This window comes from Flavobacterium cryoconiti (genome assembly GCF_048158645.1).
Classification (GTDB): domain Bacteria; phylum Bacteroidota; class Bacteroidia; order Flavobacteriales; family Flavobacteriaceae; genus Flavobacterium; species Flavobacterium cryoconiti.
On the sequence record NZ_JBLNKW010000004.1, the window covers coordinates 25,294 to 45,807 of the forward strand.

The 20,514-nt window shown below is 34.2% G+C and carries 18 protein-coding genes; 8 read left to right on the forward strand and 10 right to left on the reverse strand.

What is annotated here, in order from left to right:
- Position 1 precedes the first annotated feature (1 nt).
- The 5 genes from ACM55H_RS07120 (at position 2) to ACM55H_RS07140 (ending at position 4,461) form a co-directional block, all read left to right on the forward strand.
- Positions 2-331: a DMT family transporter gene (locus ACM55H_RS07120; RefSeq protein WP_416835865.1), complete on the forward strand. Its 330-nt coding sequence runs from the start codon at positions 2-4 to the stop codon at positions 329-331.
- A 4-nt stretch (positions 332-335) separates the two neighbouring features.
- Entirely contained in the window at positions 336-587 is a 252-nt protein-coding gene (locus ACM55H_RS07125) for a DUF7683 domain-containing protein (RefSeq protein WP_416835866.1), read from the forward strand.
- Between the two features lie 26 nt (positions 588-613).
- Positions 614-1,384 (forward strand): sensor histidine kinase, encoded by a 771-nt coding sequence (locus tag ACM55H_RS07130; protein WP_416835867.1) that lies wholly within the window; start codon positions 614-616, stop codon positions 1,382-1,384.
- A complete protein-coding gene (locus tag ACM55H_RS07135; protein ID WP_416835868.1) occupies positions 1,347-2,066 on the forward strand; it encodes a LytR/AlgR family response regulator transcription factor in 720 nt (239 codons plus the stop codon). Before ACM55H_RS07130 ends, ACM55H_RS07135 begins: the two co-directional genes overlap by 38 nt.
- Positions 2,067-2,190: 124 nt before the next feature.
- Entirely contained in the window at positions 2,191-4,461 is a 2,271-nt protein-coding gene (locus ACM55H_RS07140) for a cation:proton antiporter (RefSeq protein WP_416835869.1), read from the forward strand.
- A 66-nt stretch (positions 4,462-4,527) separates the two neighbouring features.
- Here the strand turns inward: ACM55H_RS07140 and ACM55H_RS07145 are convergent, their stop codons facing one another.
- The 4 genes from ACM55H_RS07145 to ACM55H_RS07160 form a co-directional block, all read right to left on the reverse strand.
- Positions 4,528-7,026 carry a DUF5686 family protein gene (locus ACM55H_RS07145; protein WP_416835870.1) on the reverse strand — a complete coding sequence of 833 codons (2,499 nt, stop codon included), beginning with the start codon at positions 7,024-7,026 and terminating at the stop codon, positions 4,528-4,530.
- Between the two features lie 117 nt (positions 7,027-7,143).
- Positions 7,144-7,707, reverse strand: coding sequence for a ribosome recycling factor (gene frr, locus ACM55H_RS07150; protein ID WP_039108610.1), 564 nt, complete (start codon positions 7,705-7,707; stop codon positions 7,144-7,146).
- 65 nt (positions 7,708-7,772) lie between these two features.
- Positions 7,773-8,480 (reverse strand): UMP kinase, encoded by a 708-nt coding sequence (gene pyrH, locus ACM55H_RS07155; RefSeq protein WP_416835871.1) that lies wholly within the window; start codon positions 8,478-8,480, stop codon positions 7,773-7,775.
- Between the two features lie 68 nt (positions 8,481-8,548).
- Positions 8,549-9,328, reverse strand: coding sequence for a patatin-like phospholipase family protein (locus tag ACM55H_RS07160; RefSeq protein WP_416835872.1), 780 nt, complete (start codon positions 9,326-9,328; stop codon positions 8,549-8,551).
- A 105-nt stretch (positions 9,329-9,433) separates the two neighbouring features.
- Between ACM55H_RS07160 and ACM55H_RS07165 the strand changes: the two genes are divergently transcribed.
- Positions 9,434-10,036 carry a thioredoxin family protein gene (locus ACM55H_RS07165; RefSeq protein ID WP_416835873.1) on the forward strand — a complete coding sequence of 201 codons (603 nt, stop codon included), beginning with the start codon at positions 9,434-9,436 and terminating at the stop codon, positions 10,034-10,036.
- A 379-nt stretch (positions 10,037-10,415) separates the two neighbouring features.
- Here the strand turns inward: ACM55H_RS07165 and truB are convergent, their stop codons facing one another.
- The 6 genes from truB to ACM55H_RS07195 all read right to left on the reverse strand — a co-directional run bounded on the left by truB (position 10,416) and on the right by ACM55H_RS07195 (position 16,249).
- Positions 10,416-11,114, reverse strand: a complete 699-nt coding sequence (truB, locus tag ACM55H_RS07170; RefSeq protein WP_416835874.1) for a tRNA pseudouridine(55) synthase TruB — start codon at positions 11,112-11,114, stop codon at positions 10,416-10,418.
- Positions 11,114-11,914, reverse strand: a complete 801-nt coding sequence (locus ACM55H_RS07175; RefSeq protein ID WP_416835875.1) for an undecaprenyl-diphosphate phosphatase — start codon at positions 11,912-11,914, stop codon at positions 11,114-11,116. The genes truB and ACM55H_RS07175 overlap by 1 nt, the downstream gene beginning before the upstream one ends.
- Positions 11,915-12,157: a DUF3098 domain-containing protein gene (locus ACM55H_RS07180; protein WP_039108616.1), complete on the reverse strand. Its 243-nt coding sequence runs from the start codon at positions 12,155-12,157 to the stop codon at positions 11,915-11,917.
- A gap of 115 nt (positions 12,158-12,272) precedes the next feature.
- Entirely contained in the window at positions 12,273-13,148 is an 876-nt protein-coding gene (locus ACM55H_RS07185; RefSeq protein ID WP_416835876.1) for a cell division protein FtsX, read from the reverse strand.
- Positions 13,149-13,279: 131 nt separating this feature from the next.
- Positions 13,280-15,847, reverse strand: a complete 2,568-nt coding sequence (locus tag ACM55H_RS07190) for a TonB-dependent receptor (RefSeq protein WP_416835877.1) — start codon at positions 15,845-15,847, stop codon at positions 13,280-13,282.
- A 54-nt stretch (positions 15,848-15,901) separates the two neighbouring features.
- Positions 15,902-16,249, reverse strand: coding sequence for a winged helix-turn-helix domain-containing protein (locus ACM55H_RS07195; protein ID WP_416835878.1), 348 nt, complete (start codon positions 16,247-16,249; stop codon positions 15,902-15,904).
- Positions 16,250-16,550: 301 nt separating this feature from the next.
- Here ACM55H_RS07195 and ACM55H_RS07200 point away from each other — a divergent pair, with 301 nt between their 5' ends.
- The gene (locus ACM55H_RS07200) at positions 16,551-19,610 is read left to right on the forward strand and encodes a leucine--tRNA ligase (RefSeq protein ID WP_416835879.1); all 3,060 of its coding nucleotides are present in this window, start codon (positions 16,551-16,553) and stop codon (positions 19,608-19,610) included.
- Positions 19,611-19,817: 207 nt separating this feature from the next.
- Positions 19,818-20,504: a zinc metallopeptidase gene (locus ACM55H_RS07205; RefSeq protein WP_416835880.1), complete on the forward strand. Its 687-nt coding sequence runs from the start codon at positions 19,818-19,820 to the stop codon at positions 20,502-20,504.
- Positions 20,505-20,514 lie beyond the last annotated feature (10 nt).

Consider the following 20,514-nt stretch of genomic DNA (forward strand, 5'->3'; position numbering starts at 1 on the left):
AATGAACTGGATTTTATTGATTATTGGAGGCCTTTTTGAAGTGGGTTTTGCCACTTGCTTAGGCAAAGCCAAAGAAAGTTCGGGTATTACCGCCACAATATGGTTGGGTGGATTTTTAGTTTGTTTGACCATTAGTATGGTGTTGCTTTATAAAGCCACACAAACATTGCCGATAGGAACTGCTTATGCGGTTTGGACAGGAATAGGAGCCGTGGGGACAGTTTTGGTAGGGATTTTTATTTTTAAAGAACCAGCTGATTTCTGGAGGGTTTTCTTTATCACTACTTTAATAGCTTCTATTATTGGGTTAAAATTCGTGTCGAGTCATTAAAATTATGAAAATACAAAGAGAAATAGCAGTTTACCAAAAAAATGGTGAGACTTTAATTGAAGAAATAATTATAAACCTAACTACTGAGTTTCTAATTGAATTGTTTCAGATTCATATTGAAGACGATCCAGAGGTTTATTTATGTTATTTTGTAAATGAATCTCATTTCTTGAAATTAAAAAAATTAATTCCTGTATTGTCAAAATATGATTTAAATGAAGTTGAAATGTATGTTGAGTGTTTTCAAATTAATTAAAGACTATTTTAAATACAAATTTGAACATGAATAAAATACAAGAAAATAATGGTGTGATTTATATGTTTCTGGCAATTATTCTGATCCTTATAATTACGCTTTGCTACCTTATTTATCGATTAATCCAATCAGGAAAAGAGAAAGAAAGTGTGGAAGAGAAATTTCATTTACTGGAAATGAAAGTGAATAATTTACAGTTGGAAACATTGGAGTCCAAGCTCAATCCCCATCTTTTTAAAAATATTCTCAATTCAATTCAGTCACATGCCTATCAAACCTATTTTGCGTTGGATAAATTGGCGAATGTGCTGGATTACATTTTATATGAAAGCCAAAAAAAGTTCGTTTCTCCAAAAGAAGAAATCGAGTTTGCATTGAATCTGATAGAAATCAATAAAATCAAAGTCAGTCCGCTTTTTGAGTTAAAAGTAAAAACCAAAATTAATGAAGGTGAAATGCTCTATGAGCAGCGTCTTTTAGCACCTTTAATTTCGATAGATTTAATAGAAAATGCTTTTAAACATGCTGATTTGCAAAGCGCGGATGCTTTTATTTCGGTACTGTTTGAATTCAAAGACAATTGTTTCTATTTGACAGTTTCAAATAAAATTTCAGATAAAAAGACATTGAAAAAAGAACGAAGTGGCATTGGAGCAACAACATTGGAACAAAGATTGAAAATTATATACAAAAATCAGTTCAAACTGGATAAATTTGTCGAAAATGACATTTATATTGCGCACTTAAAAATCAATCTTCTTGAATACAAAACTCAAATGCTTGCTGCTGGACGATGAATTACCGGGATTGACGTACCTGAAAATGCTTTGTGAGCAAATTCCAGAATTAGAAATCATAAAAGCATTCAATAATCCGGAAAAATTACTAACAGAAATTCCAAAACTCGATTTTGATTTATGTATTTCAGATATTGAAATGCCAGGAATTGATGGTTTGACTCTTGCGGGTTTACTACAGAATAAATTAGTCATTTTTACCACGGCTTATAAAAACTATGCAGCCGAAGCATTTGATATTGATGCCGTTGATTACATCACTAAACCGGTTACAAAAGAGCGTTTGCAAAAAGCAGTTGCAAAGGCTTTAGAGCGATTCCATAAACCTTCGGTTACTAAAAAATTCATTCATTTGAATACGGATAAAGGGAAGGCATTGTTGTATTTTAATCAGATTCAATACATCAAAACTGCTGTGAGTGACAGTAGAGATAAAGAAGTATTTCTGGTTGATGGCAGTTCCTTGATTTTAAAAAACATTAATTTTGATTCGCTTTTAAGTCAGCTTCCTGAGACTGATTTTTGTAGAGTGAATAAAAAGGAAATTATTGCGATGACGGTGGTGAAATTTTTCAATCACAATGAAATTACGCTAAGCCATCAAGAACAAAATGGAAAATTCACCACATTAATTTTGAGCGAAACCTATCGTTCTGATTTTTTAATAAAAGTCAAAATCTAACTTATTACAAAGTTTTCCAATCTTGTTACATTCGGTGGAAATTACCTTGTGTTTCCCTTTATTTCTCAAAAATCACTTCCCATATTTGCATCGTAAACATTGAATAATTTAAAAAATAGGTTGTATGAGAAGTTTTAAAAATTCGTTTTTTTATTTGATAATTATAGGCGGATTTTCTGCCTTGATGTATTGGATTATCCTAAAAGGGAAAACGTTGGAAATAGGACAGAATATTGTTCGTCACCAAATAGAAAACGGACATTGGAATGATTTTTTAACGTCAATGAACAATAATTTGCAACATCCTCTAGCCATTCTTCTGGCGCAAATCGTCACTATTATTTTGGTAGCTCGATTTTTTGGATGGGTTTGCAGAAGAATTGGGCAGCCAACAGTAATAGGGGAGATGATTGCTGGGATTGTTTTAGGTCCTTCTTTAATCGGGATGTATTTTCCTGAATTTTCGGCAATGTTATTTCCAAAAGATTCGTTAGGCAACTTGCAGTTTTTGAGCCAAATTGGATTAATCCTTTTCATGTTTGTTATTGGGATGGAATTGGATTTAAAAGTGCTTAAAAATAAAGCGCATGATGCTGTTGTTATCAGTCATGCCAGTATTATAATTCCGTTTACTTTAGGGTTGGGACTTGCTTATTTTATATACCATTCTTTTGCTCCTCCAGGTGTTGAATTCCTTTCTTTTGGTTTGTTCTTAGGAATTGCCATGAGCATTACTGCATTTCCGGTTTTGGCAGGGATTGTTAGAGAACGTGGAATCCATAAAACTAAATTAGGGGCAATTGTAATTACCTGTGCCGCTGCCGATGATATCACGGCATGGTGTATTCTGGCAGCAGTAATCGCCATTGTAAAAGCAGGTTCTTTTATGAGTTCCTTATATGTTATTGGACTGGCGATACTCTATGTAATTGTAATGCTAAAAGTGGTTCGGCCTTTCCTAAAAAGAGTTGGTGATTTGAATTCCACCAGAGAAAGTCTTAACAAACCCGTTGTGGCTATTTTCTTTTTGACATTATTATTGTCTTCTTATGCGTCTGAGTTGATAGGGATTCACGCTTTGTTTGGAGCATTTTTGGCTGGGGCAATCATGCCGGAAAACAATAAATTCCGTACTATTTTTATCGAAAAAGTAGAAGACGTTTCCGTTGTAATTTTACTTCCTCTGTTCTTTGTTTTTACGGGTTTACGAACCCAAATAGGATTAATTGATGACCCTTATTTATGGAAAATTACAGGCTTGATTATTTTGGTTGCTGTGGTTGGGAAGTTTTTTGGTAGTGCCCTTGCGGCAAAGTTCGTAGGTCATAGCTGGAAAGACAGTCTGTCTATTGGTACATTAATGAACACAAGGGGTTTAATGGAATTGGTGGTGTTGAATATTGGGTATGATTTAGGAGTTTTGTCCACTCAAATTTTTACCATGATGGTTATTATGGCACTGGCAACTACTTTTATGACCGGTCCGGCTTTGGATTTAATTAATTATATTTTTAAAACCAAAAGCAGCATCGTGCCAGAAGAAATCAGCAACAAAAGTAAATACAAAGTCCTGATTTCTTTTGCCACACCCGAAAAAGGAAAAACATTATTGAAAGTAGCCAATAGTTTGGTCAAAAAACAAAGTGGGAATACGGTTGTTACCGCAATGCATTTATCATTAAGTTCAGAGTTGCATTCCTTTGATGTGAAAGATTATGAACGAGAAATGTTTTTACCGGTTATTTCGGAATCGGAAAATTTGAATCAAAAAATAATTACCCTTTTCAAAGCATCAAATGATATTGATTCTGATATAACGGATACCGCTAATCATGGTGATTATGACTTGTTATTGGTGGGTTTAGGACAATCTATTTTTGAAGGAACACTGTTGGGGAAAGTACTTGGTTTTACAACCAGAATAATCAATCCGGATCGCTTGATTGATAAATTTACTGGGAAAGAAGGTTTGTTTGAAAACTCTCCTTTTGATGAAAGGACGAGACAAATTATCGCTAAAAGCAAAATGTCAGTTGGAATTCTTGTGGATAAAGAATTAGATGAAATCAATCAGGTTTTTATGCCTATTTTTAGTTATGAAGATGCCTTTTTGATTGAATTTGCACAAAAATTGATTCACAATAACGGTTCCCAAATTACGGTTTTGGATGCCGTTGGGCACATTAGAAACAATCGAAAAATTCAAGAAGGGATTCGTTCCATAGAACAAATAGCACCCAATCATATTATGATGATGCAGGAAAGAACGATTAAAAAAGAGTTTTTAGAGCATCAGGATTTGATGATCATTAGTTTAGAAAGTTGGAAAAAACTGCTGGATTCCCACAGTATTTGGCTTAATAATACACCGTCAGTATTGATTATTAAACCATAAAATATTTTAAACGAAGACAAATGAAGTCCTGCATTTTTATAAAACTTGCAGGACTTTGTTTTTAGTTTAAAGACCTAAATTAAGTACATAATTTATTTTTACAGCGATATTATCTTCAAATTTAGGAAGTTGATTAGAACCGTATCTGTAAAATCCACTTAATCCTAATCCTTTAAAAATTTGATTGAGTTCTATTCCGGATTCAAAAAAGCCGTTATTTAAAGTTTTGTAATCGACACCAACATGTTGTTCCGGTTTTTTCATATTTCCCCAAGCCATTCTGGATACAAGAACTAAGGAAGGTTTTATTTTTTTGAATATAGTAACGCGACTAAAGCTATGCTTGAATTGAAAAAAAGCAAATTCACTGGAGAAAAATTCATTAAAATACATAGTTTCAAAACTGTTTTTCCCTGCAAAAGTAATTCTTTGAATTATCGTTTCTTTATTTAAATTATTAGGGGATGTATTGTATAAATGGGTCAGTGGTATGTCACCAAAAGCATATCCCGCTTCAAAAAGCAAGCTCGTTTTTTGACCGTTTAAATACTTTTTTTCATATTCGGTTTTGAAGTCAATTTTACTGAAGACAAAATCATTTTGCCAAATTTTAGGTAGTGATTGTGTGTATTGAAAGGTGAATTTTGGGAAACGTTTTTCTACTTCAATTCTTCCTGTTGGCGTTTGCATATAATCACTAAAAGGATTCCATCGCAAGGATACCATTGCTGTTGTCATCGTGTAATTAGAATATAATTTCCCATTCAGATTATACAGATAGTTGAATTTGGGTTCCACAACAGAATGCGAAAGTTCCCATATACTTTCTGTTTTAGGGATAATTTTAGTTTCTATAAATGTTTTCCAACTCACATACTTGTAAAATGTACTAATGTTTATGGGTCTAGGATCATAGAGTTTAAAAATTCGTTTATCTATAGCGTAGGAAGTACTGGCAATTTCCCGAACATCATCAGTATAAGAAGCACCAATCCAAGAATTGGAGAATTTCCCCACCCGAGTTGCCGTTGCTAAGTTATACTTGAAATTACCATCTTTTGTTCCATAAGCAGAATAGCCTTCAATTCTATATTTTTTTGAAAAATCCTCGTTTGTAATACCGCCTATTCCTAGTCGGAAGCCTTCATAGTTGTTATAGCTAAACAATTTACGCAGGTCTAAATCAAATTTTCCTATCGGCAAATACCCATTGATGATTTTTCTGCCAAAACGGATGCGGCTTTCTATTCTTTTTTTTACGGAAATGCTATCAAGTGCCAAATAGGTATTATGGCTTCGACTGTCTAAGCTGTCTTTTCTGTAGGTATTCCAAAAATTTTCGGGTTTGTTAATGGCATCGTCTTTAATCTCGATATAAATGGATGCTTTTTTAATTTCTATTGGCGTATTGTAATGAATATCAAAATTATTACTTTGTGATAACAAGTAGGTGTAATCGGAAGCTTCTTTTTTTCTTCTTTTAAAATCTTTTTCTACATCACCGTCAAATTGAATGGTTCCACCCAGAATTTTTAGATCGTCATCATTTTTGCCTTTTACTATTTTAAAAGTTTTATCAGATGGAAACCATAAATTCTCACTAGGAATGTATTTGAAATTATGCGTTCCGCTAATGTCAAGTACTCCTTTTATACGCATGATAGCTTTGGCGACAGCAAAATTATTTTGATCAATATACAATACTCCTTCTAGTCCCGATGCTTTCCTTTTTTTCTTGTTTTTAAAATAAATCATATAGGTATTCCTACCATCTATTGTCAAAGAGTCGAGTAGTTTATAGTTGTAATCCTTTAAAGCATCGTTAGCAATTGGGCTATTGTATTTGGTCTCAAAAAGTTCATAACTCGAATCATAAATAGAGAAAGACTGCAAATTAAAAGCAAGAATTTCATAAATAGGTTGTTTGAAACCAGCCATTTTAGTGCCTAAAATCGTTTCCTTTAATTTCGAATTATGGAATTGGTATTGCGACACTTTTTCGGTTTGAAACAAGTGTTGTTTTCGGATAATTTCTTTAAACTTATAATCAGAGGAATCAATTTTAGAGAATTGTTTTCCAATGGATTTTTGGATAAAAACAGAATCGATTCTTCCGTCAATGGAATCAGGATTAGCTGTTACAATTAATTTATTATAGGATTTAAACTCAAAACTGTTTAGTTTTTTTTGGGGATTATTGTTGTTTTTGTTTTCTATTACTTTCCTAATAATTGTCAAACCCGGATTCTCTTTTGGCACAAGAACTTCGTTCAGATTATTTGTTTTTTGGGAAAGAACTACAATATAATAATTTTTATTTTTTTGAACAGGAACAGTAGTTTTGATGAAACCAATATAAGAAACATCGAAAGTTGATAAGGGAATTGGAGATGAAATACTAAATTTCCCATCAACATCAGAGATGGTGTTTATATCGTTATTTACAGTAATGCTGGCAAAAGGGAGTGGTTTATTCGTTGAAGAGTCTTTTACAATTCCATTTGCCTGAAATTGTGCCTGAAGCGAAATCGTAAATAAAAAGAACAACAAACAAAATTGCTTCATAAATACATTTTATTACAAAACGGGTACAATCTCATTTTGTTATGACAAAAATAAGAATAAAAAAATCCGTCTCGTAATTTTGGCGGGACGGATTTTTAATATTGATTGATTTGAAACTTAAACTTTCATTATTTCAGCTTCTTTTAGAACCAGAAGTTCGTCTATTTTTCTGATGTAGCTATTGGTTAAGTTTTGAACTTCTTCTTCGGCACTTTTACAAATGTCTTCGGATGTTCCTTCTTTTTCTAATTTTTTAATATCAGTATTGGCATCTTTTCTTGCATTTCGAATACCCACTTTTGCGTCTTCAGCTTCTACTTTTGCTTGTTTAGCAAGATCACGTCTTCTTTCTTCAGTTAGTGCTGGAACGCTTATGATAATTACATCCCCGTTATTCATTGGGTTGAAACCAATGTTTGCTACCATAATTGCTTTTTCAATTACTTGTAACATGTTTTTTTCAAAAGGCTGTAAAGTAATCGTTCTGGCATCAGGAACACTAATTTTAGATACTTGTGAAAGCGGTGTTGCTGATCCATAATAATCTACAAAAACACTTCCTAGCATTGCTGGAGATGCTTTTCCGGCACGAATATTTAAAAATTCTTTTTCTAAATGCGCAATAGAACCTGTCATAGATTCTTTAGTACTATCTAATATAAATTCAATTTCTTCGGTCATATTTTTAGATTTTTAGATTTCTTAGACAGTTGGATTGTTAGACTTTCAACCACCTAATAGTCTATTTATATATTTACTACTGTTCCTATGTTTTCTCCGTCGCAAATTTTCAATAAATTCCCTATTTTATTCATGTCGAAAACTACAATAGGTAATTTATTTTCCTGACTTAATGTGAATGCTGTGGTATCCATTACATTCAATCCTTTTTTAAGGACATCTTCAAATGAGATAAAGTCAAATTTTATGGCAGATGCATTTTTCTCTGGATCACAATCATATACACCATCAACACGGGTTCCTTTTAAGATTACATCAGCATCAATTTCTACACCACGTAAAACGGCTGCTGTATCTGTTGTAAAATAAGGATTTCCTGTTCCTGCACCAAAAATTACAATTCTCCCTTTTTCTAGGTGACGAACGGCTCTTCTTTTTATATAAGGTTCAGCGATTGATTCCATTTTTAAAGCGGTTTGTAAACGAGTTTTCATCCCTTTGTCCTCTAATGCGCCTTGCAAAGCCATTCCGTTAATAACGGTAGCCAGCATTCCCATATAATCACCTTGCACTCTATCCATTCCTGCACTTGCTCCGGCAACTCCTCTAAAAATATTTCCACCACCTATTACAATGGCTATTTCTACTCCTTTTTCATGAATTTGCTTGATTTCGTCAGCATATTCAGCTAATCTTTTTGGGTCAATTCCATATTGTAAGTCGCCCATTAAAGCTTCACCACTTAGTTTTAGAAGAATTCTTTTGTATTTCATTTTTGTATTGAGTTGATTGGTGCAAATATAGACATATTCTGTTTTTTAAAAAAAGTGTTCTTTAAAATTTATAAATTAAGTTTTCCGTAGGATTTTTTTGCGGCTTCATAGCCAATGTTGAAGATGGCATCCATTTTAATCTTATTGGTTTCAAAAGTACTATAGAGGCACAAATCCTTTGGCTCAATAACCCAATCGCAAACATTGAATTTATGCATATTTGAATTTGCCGAAAGGATATCAAAAGCGCGGGTAGTTACGGCTTTTATTGAATTTAAGTCTTTCGCTTCAATTTTTTGGATAGGGCTTACATAAACTCCAATTACAGTGTCACATTGTCCTTGTAAAATATCTGTGGGAAAATGATTTAATATGCCACCATCACTATATAATTTTCCTTTGATTTCGTAAGGTGACAAAATTCCGGGAAATGCAGATGAAGCGAGAATAGCATCAATAATGGTTGTTTCAGGACCAAATATTTTTAGTCTTCCTCTAACCATATCAGTCGCTGTAATATGAATTGGAATCTTCAGATCCTCTAGTAAGGCGTCCTTGAAAATAGCATGAAAATAACTTTTGAAAGATTCAGAATCAATTATACCTGCTTTGGTGAAGGTAAAATGTTTCCAATGGAAAAGATAGATAGACTTAAAAAACTCTAGGATTTCGTCCGGTGTTTTCCCCCAGGCGTATAAGGCACCAACAATTGAGCCTGCGCTTGTTCCGGCAATACGAGAAGGAAAGATGTTTTTCTCTTCCAAGAATTTTAGTGCACCAGCATGTGCGATACCTTTAGAGCCTCCGCCAGAAAGGACCAGTCCTATCGATTTTGTTTTTAAATCCATTCTAAATATTTGTTATAAAATTACTCTTTTTGTGGAATGGAAACTGATATAAGTCATATTTAAGACCCAATTTTATGGTAACTTTGTGTGAATAAAGATTTTATCATGAAAACAACAGTAGCTAAAGCGTTATTTCACAGTCATTCGTATTCTGAGTATAGAAAACTAGTTTCTGATTTATTATTTGATGGAAAGTCAACAGGAAATGAACAATCCGAAAATTTGAAACAGTATAGTTCTTTGAATGAAACCCGTATGGATCGTTTGGATAAAACGATGAGAATTTCAGATGAAAATATTTTAAAAATAAAAAATTTAAAAAGAGAATATGTCTGGCTGGTTATTTCAGAAGGCTGGTGTGGAGATGCAGCGCAGATAATGCCTATTTTAAACCAAATGACAATTGCCTCCGAAAATAAAATTGAAATGAAAATAGTTTTGCGTGATGAAAATGAGGAGTTGATGAAGCTGTTTTTGACCCATAAAAAGAAAGCAATTCCAAAACTGATTATAATTGACAGAGAAACAGGAAGTGTATTGGACAGTTGGGGACCCAGACCAAAAGGCGCAACGGACTTGATTGACGGTTATAAAAAGAAATTTGGAGTCATTGATGAAAAAATCAAAACAGAATTACAATTATGGTATTTAAAAGATAAAGGGTTAAGTACGCAACAGGAATTAATTGATGTGATGCAGAATCTTTAAATACAAAAAGATGCACAGTTATTAACTTCTTTGTGTTAATAATTAAGCATGTTTTTTTGTTGTTTATTTTTTTTTATTAAAAATAAATCGTAACTTGGTGACTGCCAACCAGGTCTATTATTTGATTTACAATTTACTTTTTTTATTGGTGTTTAAATATTGTTTCAATTAAAAAAACATCGTTATGAAAAAGCTATTTGAAAGGTTTTATGATTATTTATCGTGCTTACTATTTGGGGGTAAAAACGTAACGCATTATTAAAACCAATGGCACAGCCAAGTAAACAAAAAAAGTATGGATTAAAACTACTTTAATTTTTAGAAAAAACACATCGCAAGTTCATTTTTTTGAATTAGTCATGTGTTTTTGCTTTTTTGATTACAATCGTGGAGCTAGACTTTGTTCAAATGTTTCAACATCCATTCCATTATTTACATTATAATCACCAATTTTTGTTCGGCGTAAAGCGGTTAAATGCGAACCTGAATTCATGGCTTTTCCAAAATCAAAAGCCAACGAACGAATGTAAGTTCCTTTGCTGCAAACTACTCTGAAATCGACTTCAGGAAGTGCGATTCTGGTAATTTCAAATTCGTGTATAGTTGTTTTTCTCGTAGCAATTTCTACTGTTTCTCCTGCTCTGGCGTGCTCGTATAAGCGAATACCATCTTTTTTTATAGCCGAATAAATAGGTGGTTTTTGGTCTATTTCACCTAAAAATTGTTTTAAGGTTTCCTCAATTAATGCCTCGTCAATATGTTCAGTTGGAAATGTCTGGTCAATTTCGGTTTCTAAATCATACGAAGGCGTTGTCGCTCCTATATAGAACGTTCCAGTATATTCTTTGGCTTGACCTTGCAGTTCCGTAATTCTTTTGGTGAATTTTCCGGTACATACTAAAAGCAATCCAGTCGCCAAAGGATCTAAAGTTCCGGCATGTCCAATCTTGAATTTTTTTGGAAGCCCTAGTTTAGTAATCAAAGCCCATTTCAATTTGTTCACTGCCTGAAAGGAAGTCCAATGCAAAGGTTTGTCAATGAGTATGATTTGTCCTTCTAAAAAATCTTCGGTTATCATTAAATAATGGTCAAGGGATGAATAAAAAAGTGGATTATCAATAATACGATTCCAGCTATAATTCTGTAATAACCAAATAGTTTAAATCCTTTTCGGCTTAAAAAACCAATGAATGATTTTATTGCTAAAAGTGCCACAATAAATGCCACCACATTACCAATGATAAGAAAGTTAATTTGATCGTGCGTCAATACATATCCGTCTTTGTAATAATCATAACATTTTTTTGCAGTTGCGCCTAACATAGTGGGAACGGCAAGAAAAAAGGAAAATTCTGCAGCAGTAGTTCGAGACAATTTCTGAGACATTCCGCCTACAATACTGGCACCACTTCTTGAAACCCCGGGAATCATGGCAAGGCATTGGAACAATCCAATTTTAAATGCTTGAAGATAAGTGATTTCTTTACTGACTGGAAAACCAACTTCTGGCACTGCAAACCAATCATCTACTTTTAATAAAATGATTCCTCCTATCAAAAGAGAAACGGCAACAGTAACCGGACTTTCTAGTAAAGCATCTATTTTTTTGCTGAAAAGCAATCCAAAAACTACTGCAGGAATAAAAGCAACAAGCAGTTTGAAATAAAAATCAAAAGATTGAAAGAATCGTTTAAAATATAAAACTACAACCGAAAGAATAGCTCCCAATTGAATGACAATCGTAAACAGTTTTGTGAAATCATCATGTGCAATTCCAAAAAAAGAAGATGCAATAATCATATGTCCAGTTGAAGAAACAGGTAAAAATTCAGTAATCCCTTCAATAATGGCAAGAACAATAGCTTGTAATGTATTCATTTATGCTTTTTTTGGATTTTTAAGAATTGCATAAACAGTGATTCCAAAACCGATTAAAACAGTTGTTGGAGCCAAACGTATTCTTCTGAAATCAAAGATTGCTTCACTAAATACTTTTGGATCATTACTTCCACCACCTGACATTAGGATAAATCCCAAAGCAATTACTCCAATTCCAATCAATAGAATTTTATAATTTATTTTGTCAAAAAGAAATTCTTGTTTTTGTTCTTCGTTTTTCATTTATGCTGAATTTATTTCAGCATCTAAAAATGCTGAATTATAGGTTTTTTTTAAAATCCTAAAAATGATATTGTTTTAATCTTCAATCTGTAATCTGAAACCTGCTGTCTGAAATTTAGTAGAGATCGTCTGTTCTTAAATTCAAAAAGCGTTGTGTTGCGAAGTAAGTGCTTAGCCAAGTAATCAAAATACCAATACCCAGAACAGCTAATAAAACCAAACCAACCAGTAATTTGTCGTCAAGAATACCAAGGTCAGGAAAATTAGTTTGAACGTAAACTAAAACGCCAATCAACGCTAAAATTGCTAAACCTGCACCAATCATTCCCAGTTTTATGCTTCGCATAACAAATGGTTTTCTGATAAAGGCTTTGGTAGCGCCTACCATTTGCATAGTTTTGATGATAAATCGATTCGAATGTATCGACAAACGTAAAGAGCTGTTGATTAATAAAACGGCGATAACAGTGAAAAATCCGCTGATTATTAAAATCCACATACTCACTTTTTTGATATTGTCATTTACCAGATTCACTAATTGTTTGTCATAAACAATATCCGAAATCATGGCGTTTTTGCGTAAGCGAGTTTCAATTTTTGCAATACTATCCTTGATTACATAATCTGCTTTTAAGTGAATATCGTAAGAGTTTTGCAAAGGATTTTCACCAAGAAATTCCATGAAATCTTCACCTATGATATCAGTATGTTGTTTAGCTGCAGCTTCTTTAGTGACATAAACGTATGATTTTGCAAAAGGAGCTGTTTTTAATTCGGTTCCAAAAGCTTTCAAAATACTGTCATTTGCATCGTTTTTGAAAAACACCGTCATGGCAATTTTTTCCTTGAAATCATCGGCCAGTTTTTTAGAATTTATAATGAAAAAGCCTAACATTCCCAATAGGAATAATACCAAGAATACACTTAGTACAACCGAAAAATAAGAGGAAATTAATCTGCGTTTTTGAAATTTATCAAAGTTAGAAGTCATAGTTTATTGTAATTATGGGGTAAAAATAATAAAGAATTTCTTTATTTAAAGTTAATAACGCTCAAAGTTTTAACTTTCGTACAATAAACGTAAATTTCAAAAGCAAACCAATCTTTATAAAGACTCTTTTTTTAGATTTTACCAACATTCCAAGTCAATGATAAATAATACAATGCCCCAATTGATGGTCCGCCTAGCATAGAATAATAGGTTTTGTTAAGGAAATTAGTTCCTCCTAGTTTAGCAATTACGCCAGATTTTTTAAAATTATAATTTACCTGTGCATCCATCGACCAATAGGCAGGTACTTCGCCACTGACAAGGAATGAAACATAATCATATTTATTTTGATAGCGATAGGTAACGCTTGCGCCAAGGTCTTTCCATAAGTTTTCTGTTATTACTGTTCCATTCACAATGAATTTAGGCGTGTTAAAGCCATCTTCCAGCCCATCTTTATCATCTGTTCGGTCTAATTTGGTGTAGGTTACATTCCCTAAAAATGAAAAAACAGCATTATATTTGTATTTCAATCCTAAACTACCGCCATAATTGTAGATTTTACTTTTAGAATTGGTCCATAAACGATAGCGACTTTGCGTAGCTTTAGAATAAAGGGCTGTTGGTATTTGCGTTGCATCCGCAGTGTTAGGAATACTTGCTTCAACTTGTGCGATAAAATTCTCATAGGAGTTGTAATAAAAATCGGCATCAATAAACAAACTCTTATTTAGGGTAACTCCTCTAAATCCAAATTCAAAAGAACGAACAAATTCAGGTTGTAAATAAGTATATGGGTTTTTCTGGATTATCGCTTTATTTTTGTCAATTGCCTGTGCCTGCGTTAGACCAAGCGTATTAATATCGCTTGTTACTTGGGCTTGAAATTTGTCTATGGATGCTTTTGTGTATGAATTTTCGAAAATCCCGTCAGACATGATGCGTAATCCACCCACGCGTTTTACACCACCGCTGTTAACGTTAGAAAATCCTTCGAAAATACTCGGAAATCGGTACCCGCTTTGGTAAGAAGCTCTAAAGTTAATTTCCTCTTTTGGAGAAAACACAGCGGTAAATCGTGGGGTGAATTTCAGATCGAAATAATCCGCTTTGTCTGCGCGGATTGTGGCACTTAGGTGTAATTTTTTGTCAAATAAATCCGTGCTTAACTGGGTAAATCCCCCTGTTTTTCCATAGGTCAGGTTTTTTCCGTCATCAACAGGATTTATAAAGTAATTTCCATCGGGGACAATGATGTAATTTCTATAATCAAAACCACTTAAGAGTTGTGTGTCGATTTTTTTGAAAAAGTCAGAAAAAGCTTTATCCCAATTAAACAAACCTTCCGCATGTACTAAAGAAGATTTTACACGCAACGCGGCACCATAATCCCAATTGTTGATATTGGTTAATTCGTCTTTCTTTTGATTATAGGCATCAGTTCCGGGTTGAAATCTTCCTTGATCTGATAATTCTCTCGCTGTTTTATGAGCATTTGCAACGGTTGATCCTCCATTTATTGCATTTTTGTAAGCAGTTGTATAATCCGAAAACCATTGGTCGTCTGATTTAAAAGCTCTGTCCATATTTTCTGCCAGTGAACGCATATTGTATGATTTTCCTGTATTCTCTTGGGTTAAATAGGTTCGTATCTGAAAAATATTTGTTTGGTAATCAATACTATATTGATTTAAGGTATAATCCTCTAATCTAAAACGATTGGAACGCTGATAAACCGTGTTAATTAAAGCACCTTTATAAGTTAGGGCCAATTCCTGTCCTTTCTTTAGGCGGAAATACAAACCAACATCGCCTTTATGGTTTTGGATGTTGTAATCTGCAATGTCGGTTTCTCTATATCCCGTTCGGGCAACAACGTATTTTTTTCCATTTAAGGTCAATGTTTTCCTATTTGCCGATTCGTTTCCATAGCCGTTTACTTCGTCAAAAGCGGGATTGTTAGCACCGTATAAATTAGTTGAAGCATTATTATTTGGAGCCAAATCGGTTCTGTTGTCTGCAACCCAATCCGTTCCTCCAGTTGTGGAACCATTTATTTTGAAAGCTATTTTGGAATTAATTGCTTTTGCATAGCGTAAATTGGTCTGGTTATAAAGCTGTGGAGAGAAACGGTCTACATGCGCAACATGATTCACACCGGTTAATTGCTGAATGCTCAATCCTTCGTATTCAAAGGGGTTTTTGGTTTGGATATTGGCTAATCCATTGATAGCATTCATTCCATATAGTGCGGAAGCTGCTCCGGGAATTATTTCAATTTTATCGATATCGAGGTCGTTTGCTCCAAGTGCGTTTGCAATGGGCGCCCCCAGATGTGGCGCTTGATTGTCTATGCCGTCTACTAATTGAGCAAAACGAACATTGGTTGTGTTGGCAAATCCTCTGGTGTTGATGACTTTAAAACCTAAGCTGGGTGTAATAATTTGAACTCCTTTTAAGTTTTCGAGTGCATCAAAACTGGATGAAGAACCCATATTTTTTGCATCTGCAGCTTTTAATTGCTCAATACTTATAGGAGATCGTAAAAACGTTTCTTGGGTACGGGAAGCGGTGATGACCACTTCTTTTAACATTTCTTTTTTGATGCTGTCCTGGCTTGTTTTTAAATTTTCTTTTTGGGTTTGGGCAAGACTTCTTAAGCTTAGTAATACTAGTATCAGATATAATTTTGATTTCATATATAGTTTTGATTTTTCAGTATGTTTAAAAAGGAATACTGCTATTCAAATTTTTTAAAATTTCAAATTCAACGTTTCTTTTCTGGCAAAATCTTGAATTTTCTTTTCTAATTCATAAAAAGTCTGAATGGCTCTTTCTCCGGCTTCCGTCAATCTGGCACCGCCACCACCTTTGCCGCCAAGTAGTTTTTCTACCAGTGGTTTTTCGGCACGTTTGTTCATTTCTTCCACTAATTGCCAAGCTTGACGATACGCCATTTTCATTTCTTTGGCTGCATTAGTAATCGAACCCGTTTTTGCGATATTCTCCAGCAACCATATCTTTCCAATGCCTAAAAAAGGACCATCGGCTTCTTCAATCCAAATTCTGACTGCAATAGTGTATTTTTTATTTTCTTTCATCAGTATGTTTTAAAAAATATAGTGAAAAGCAATTAACTACTAATAAATCAAATTTTGTAAGATTTGATAATTTAAAATACGTAGATATTATTTTACAAACATAAGTATTTTTACTTAGTTTTAATTAATTAATTATTTATTTTTTTCTTTGTCAAAGAAATAGCTTTGGTACAATGTACAATAACCTTAAATTTGGCACCTAAAATAGCCGTCCTGAAAAGTCTTTGTCACTTTACAACTTTTATAAAATGACCTGAGTATGCGATAGCGTGACTCCATTTAAAAAACAATAAAAAAAGGAATGAAATACAATCCGAACGAAATAGAGGCCAAATGGCAGAAATATTGGTTAGAAAACGCAACGTTTAAAGCCGAAAATAACTCAACAAAACCTAAATATTACGTACTTGATATGTTTCCTTATCCATCTGGAGCGGGATTACACGTTGGGCATCCGCTGGGATATATTGCTTCTGATGTGTATTCAAGATACAAAAGACACCAAGGTTTTAATGTGTTGCACCCTATGGGTTATGACAGTTTTGGTTTGCCTGCGGAACAATATGCCATTCAAACGGGGCAACGTCCGGAAGATACTACTTCGGTAAATATTGATGGAGGAACGGATAAAGAAGGAAATAAAATTGCGGGTTACAGAAAACAACTGGATAAAATTGGATTTTCATTCGATTGGAGCAGGGAAGTGCGCACTTCAAATTCGGATTATTACAAACATACCCAATGGATTTTCATCCAATTATTCAATTCTTGGTATAATAAAAACAGCGATAAAGCAGAAGATATTTCGACTTTGGTTTCCATTTTTTCAACAGAAGGAAATGTAAATGTAAATGCAGTTTGCGATGAAAATATTGAAGTGTTTTCGGCAAATGAATGGAACGCTTTCGCAAAAGAACAGCAGGAGCGAATTTTGCTACAATACAGATTGACCTATTTGGCCGAGACTGAGGTGAACTGGTGTCCGGGATTAGGAACGGTATTGGCGAATGACGAAATCGTAAATGGTGTTTCAGAGCGTGGAGGTTTTACGGTTGTTCGTAAAAAAATGACGCAATGGAGCATGCGAATTTCGGCTTATGCAGAACGTTTGTTGCAAGGATTAAATGATATTGATTGGAGTGAAAGTATCAAAGAAAGTCAAAGAAACTGGATTGGAAAATCCGTTGGAGCAACGGTTTCTTTTAAAGTCGAAAGTCAAAAGTCGAAAGTCGAAAGTGAGCAACAATATATCGATGTGTTTACTACAAGACCTGATACAATCTTTGGAGTTACGTTCATGACGTTGGCGCCGGAACATGAATTGGTAGCACAAATTACCACTCCTGAACAAAAAGCGGAAGTGGAAGCCTATATAGAAAAAACCGCAAAACGTTCCGAAAGAGAACGTATGGCTGATGTGAAAACTATTTCGGGAGTGTTTACAGGAGCGTATGCGGAACATCCGTTTACGAAAGAACCAATTCCAGTTTGGATTGGGGATTATGTTTTGGCAGGCTACGGAACAGGCGCTGTTATGGCGGTTCCTTGTGGCGACGAAAGAGATTATGCTTTTGCGAATTTTTTCAAAGGGCAACAAGGCATGCAGGAAATCAAAAACATTTTTGCCAATGTGGATATTTCTGAAGTTGCCTATGGTTCGAAAGACAATGTAATTATCGCTAATTCTGATTTCCTAAACGGATTGAATTACAAGGAAGCGACCAAAAAAGTTATCGAGGAATTAGAAAAATTAAATCAAGGAAAAGGAAAAACGAATTACCGTTTGCGTGATGCCGTTTTCTCTCGCCAGCGCTATTGGGGAGAACCGTTTCCGGTATATTATGTGAATGGCTTGCCGCAAATGATTGATGCGCAACATTTGCCAATCATCTTGCCGGAAGTGGAGAAATATTTACCAACCGAAGAAGGTTTGCCTCCTTTAGGAAACGCTTTGGTTTGGGCTTGGAATACAGAAACAAATCAAGTTGTCAATACGGATTTAGTAGACAATAAAACGATTCATCCTCTTGAATTGAATACCATGCCAGGTTGGGCGGGAAGTTCATGGTATTGGATGCGTTATATGGATGCGCACAATGAAAAGGAGTTTGCGAGCAAGGAAGCACTTTCATATTGGGAAAGCGTAGATTTATACATAGGCGGAAGCGAACACGCAACCGGGCATTTATTGTATTCTCGTTTTTGGAACAAATTCCTGAAAGATAAAGGTTTTGCACCAACTGAAGAACCGTTCAAAAAATTGATCAATCAGGGAATGATTTTGGGAACGAGTGCTTTTGTAAAACGTATAGATTTGCCTAATTCATATGTTATTTCATATAAAAAAGGTTATGAAAACAATGATGATAGTGAGGTTTTTAAAAATTTATTCATTTCAAATGGAGAGTCTAAAAAAATTCTTGAGGGAGATTTAACAATTTTCAAGAAATATTTTTTGGATGCAATTAAGAAAAAATATAAAGTTGAAGATTCTCAAGAGGTTGTAGAATTTATTCATATTGATAAAATTGAAGTAAATAATATTCACGCTGATGTTCATTTTGTAAATGCTTCGGATGAGTTAGATATTGAAAAATTCAAAGCTTGGAGAGAAGATTACGCTAATGCAGAATTTATTTTAGATGATAATGGCAAATACATCGTGGGTCGTGAAGTTGAAAAAATGTCGAAATCGAAATACAATGTAGTAACTCCAGATGATATTTGTAATGAATATGGAGCAGATACTTTGCGTTTGTATGAAATGTTCTTAGGACCATTGGAACAGGCAAAACCTTGGAATACGGCAGGAATTTCGGGAGTTTTTGGATTCTTGAAAAAACTGTGTCGTTTGTATTTTGATGAAAATGGTTTGATCGTTACCAATGACGAACCTACGAAAGACAATCTAAAATCATTGCACAAAACCATCAAAAAAGTGGCGGAAGATATTGAGAGTTTTTCTTTCAACACTTCGGTTTCTCAGTTTATGATTTGTGTGAATGAATTGTCAACCCAAAATTGCCATTCTCGTGCGATTCTGGAACCATTAGCGATTGTGATTTCGCCTTATGCGCCACATATTGCCGAAGAATTATGGTCGTTGTTAGGAAATAAGGGTTCGATTGCAACAGTTGATTTTCCATTATTCGACGCACAACATTTGGTGGAAAGCAGCAAAGAATATCCAGTTTCTTTCAACGGAAAAATGCGATTTACGATGGTTTTACCTTTGGATTTAACCAAAGAACAAATCGAGGAAATCGTAATGAAAGACGAAAGAACCATCAAACAATTAGAAGGAAGAACGCCGAATAAGGTGATTATTGTTCCGGGTAAAATTATCAATTTAGTGGGGTAAGTTGATCATCACCATGAATGCATTTAAATCCAAATTCTAATAATAGAATTTGGATTTTTTTTTAAAATTCATGAAAACCCGTGCAAATTCGTTTCATCCACGTTATCCGTGTTCTATTTCAGCAATGCCAAATTGACATTACAAAAAATTGGTTCAAAATTTGATGTTTTATTTTAAACATTTAAAAACAAACAAACAAACAAAAATATGGGAATGAGTTATTTGATTCTTGCTGGAGCAATTATGCTATTTAGCTGGTTAGTTAGTTCAAGACTGAAAAGCAAATTTGAACATTATTCTAAATTACAATTACAAAACGGAATGTCGGGCGCTGAAATCGCCGAAAAAATGCTTGCTGATAATGGAATTCGGGATGTGCGGGTAATCTCGGTTGCAGGACAATTGACGGATCATTATAATCCTTTGGATAAAACAGTAAATTTAAGCGAGGCGGTTTATAACCAACGAAATGCTGCTGCGGCCGCTGTTGCTGCTCACGAATGCGGTCACGCGGTGCAACATGCTGTAGGATATCGATGGTTGACGATGCGTTCGCAATTAGTTCCAATCGTAAATGTAGCTTCAACGTACATGCAGTGGATTTTACTGGCTGGTATTTTGATGATGAGAACTTTTCCTCAATTGTTATTGGTAGGAATCGTGATTTTTGCGGCAACAACCTTATTTTCAATCATTACTTTACCGGTAGAATATGATGCGAGTAATCGCGCATTGGCTTGGTTGGAAAATAAAAGAATGTTGACGCAACAAGAACAAGCTGGAGCTAAAGATTCACTAAAATGGGCAGCCAGAACCTATGTAGTGGCCACTTTGGGCTCTATTGCTACATTGTTGTATTATGTTTCGATATATATGGGCGGAAGAAGAAATTAATTTTTGCTCA

What these genes read in the sequence shown, in the direction of transcription:
- ACM55H_RS07120 (WP_416835865.1), top strand. Translation starts at nt 2, where the DNA reads ATGAACTGGATTTTATTGATTATTGGAGGCCTTTTTGAAGTGGGTTTT.
- ACM55H_RS07125 (WP_416835866.1), top strand. Translation starts at nt 336, where the DNA reads ATGAAAATACAAAGAGAAATAGCAGTTTACCAAAAAAATGGTGAGACT.
- ACM55H_RS07130 (WP_416835867.1), top strand. Translation starts at nt 614, where the DNA reads ATGAATAAAATACAAGAAAATAATGGTGTGATTTATATGTTTCTGGCA.
- ACM55H_RS07140 (WP_416835869.1), top strand. Translation starts at nt 2,191, where the DNA reads ATGAGAAGTTTTAAAAATTCGTTTTTTTATTTGATAATTATAGGCGGA.
- ACM55H_RS07145 (WP_416835870.1), bottom strand. Translation starts at nt 7,026, where the DNA reads ATGAAGCAATTTTGTTTGTTGTTCTTTTTATTTACGATTTCGCTTCAG.
- frr (WP_039108610.1), bottom strand. Translation starts at nt 7,707, where the DNA reads ATGACCGAAGAAATTGAATTTATATTAGATAGTACTAAAGAATCTATG.
- pyrH (WP_416835871.1), bottom strand. Translation starts at nt 8,480, where the DNA reads ATGAAATACAAAAGAATTCTTCTAAAACTAAGTGGTGAAGCTTTAATG.
- ACM55H_RS07160 (WP_416835872.1), bottom strand. Translation starts at nt 9,328, where the DNA reads ATGGATTTAAAAACAAAATCGATAGGACTGGTCCTTTCTGGCGGAGGC.
- ACM55H_RS07165 (WP_416835873.1), top strand. Translation starts at nt 9,434, where the DNA reads ATGAAAACAACAGTAGCTAAAGCGTTATTTCACAGTCATTCGTATTCT.
- truB (WP_416835874.1), bottom strand. Translation starts at nt 11,114, where the DNA reads ATGATAACCGAAGATTTTTTAGAAGGACAAATCATACTCATTGACAAA.
- ACM55H_RS07175 (WP_416835875.1), bottom strand. Translation starts at nt 11,914, where the DNA reads ATGAATACATTACAAGCTATTGTTCTTGCCATTATTGAAGGGATTACT.
- ACM55H_RS07180 (WP_039108616.1), bottom strand. Translation starts at nt 12,157, where the DNA reads ATGAAAAACGAAGAACAAAAACAAGAATTTCTTTTTGACAAAATAAAT.
- ACM55H_RS07185 (WP_416835876.1), bottom strand. Translation starts at nt 13,148, where the DNA reads ATGACTTCTAACTTTGATAAATTTCAAAAACGCAGATTAATTTCCTCT.
- ACM55H_RS07190 (WP_416835877.1), bottom strand. Translation starts at nt 15,847, where the DNA reads ATGAAATCAAAATTATATCTGATACTAGTATTACTAAGCTTAAGAAGT.
- ACM55H_RS07195 (WP_416835878.1), bottom strand. Translation starts at nt 16,249, where the DNA reads ATGAAAGAAAATAAAAAATACACTATTGCAGTCAGAATTTGGATTGAA.
- ACM55H_RS07200 (WP_416835879.1), top strand. Translation starts at nt 16,551, where the DNA reads ATGAAATACAATCCGAACGAAATAGAGGCCAAATGGCAGAAATATTGG.
- ACM55H_RS07205 (WP_416835880.1), top strand. Translation starts at nt 19,818, where the DNA reads ATGGGAATGAGTTATTTGATTCTTGCTGGAGCAATTATGCTATTTAGC.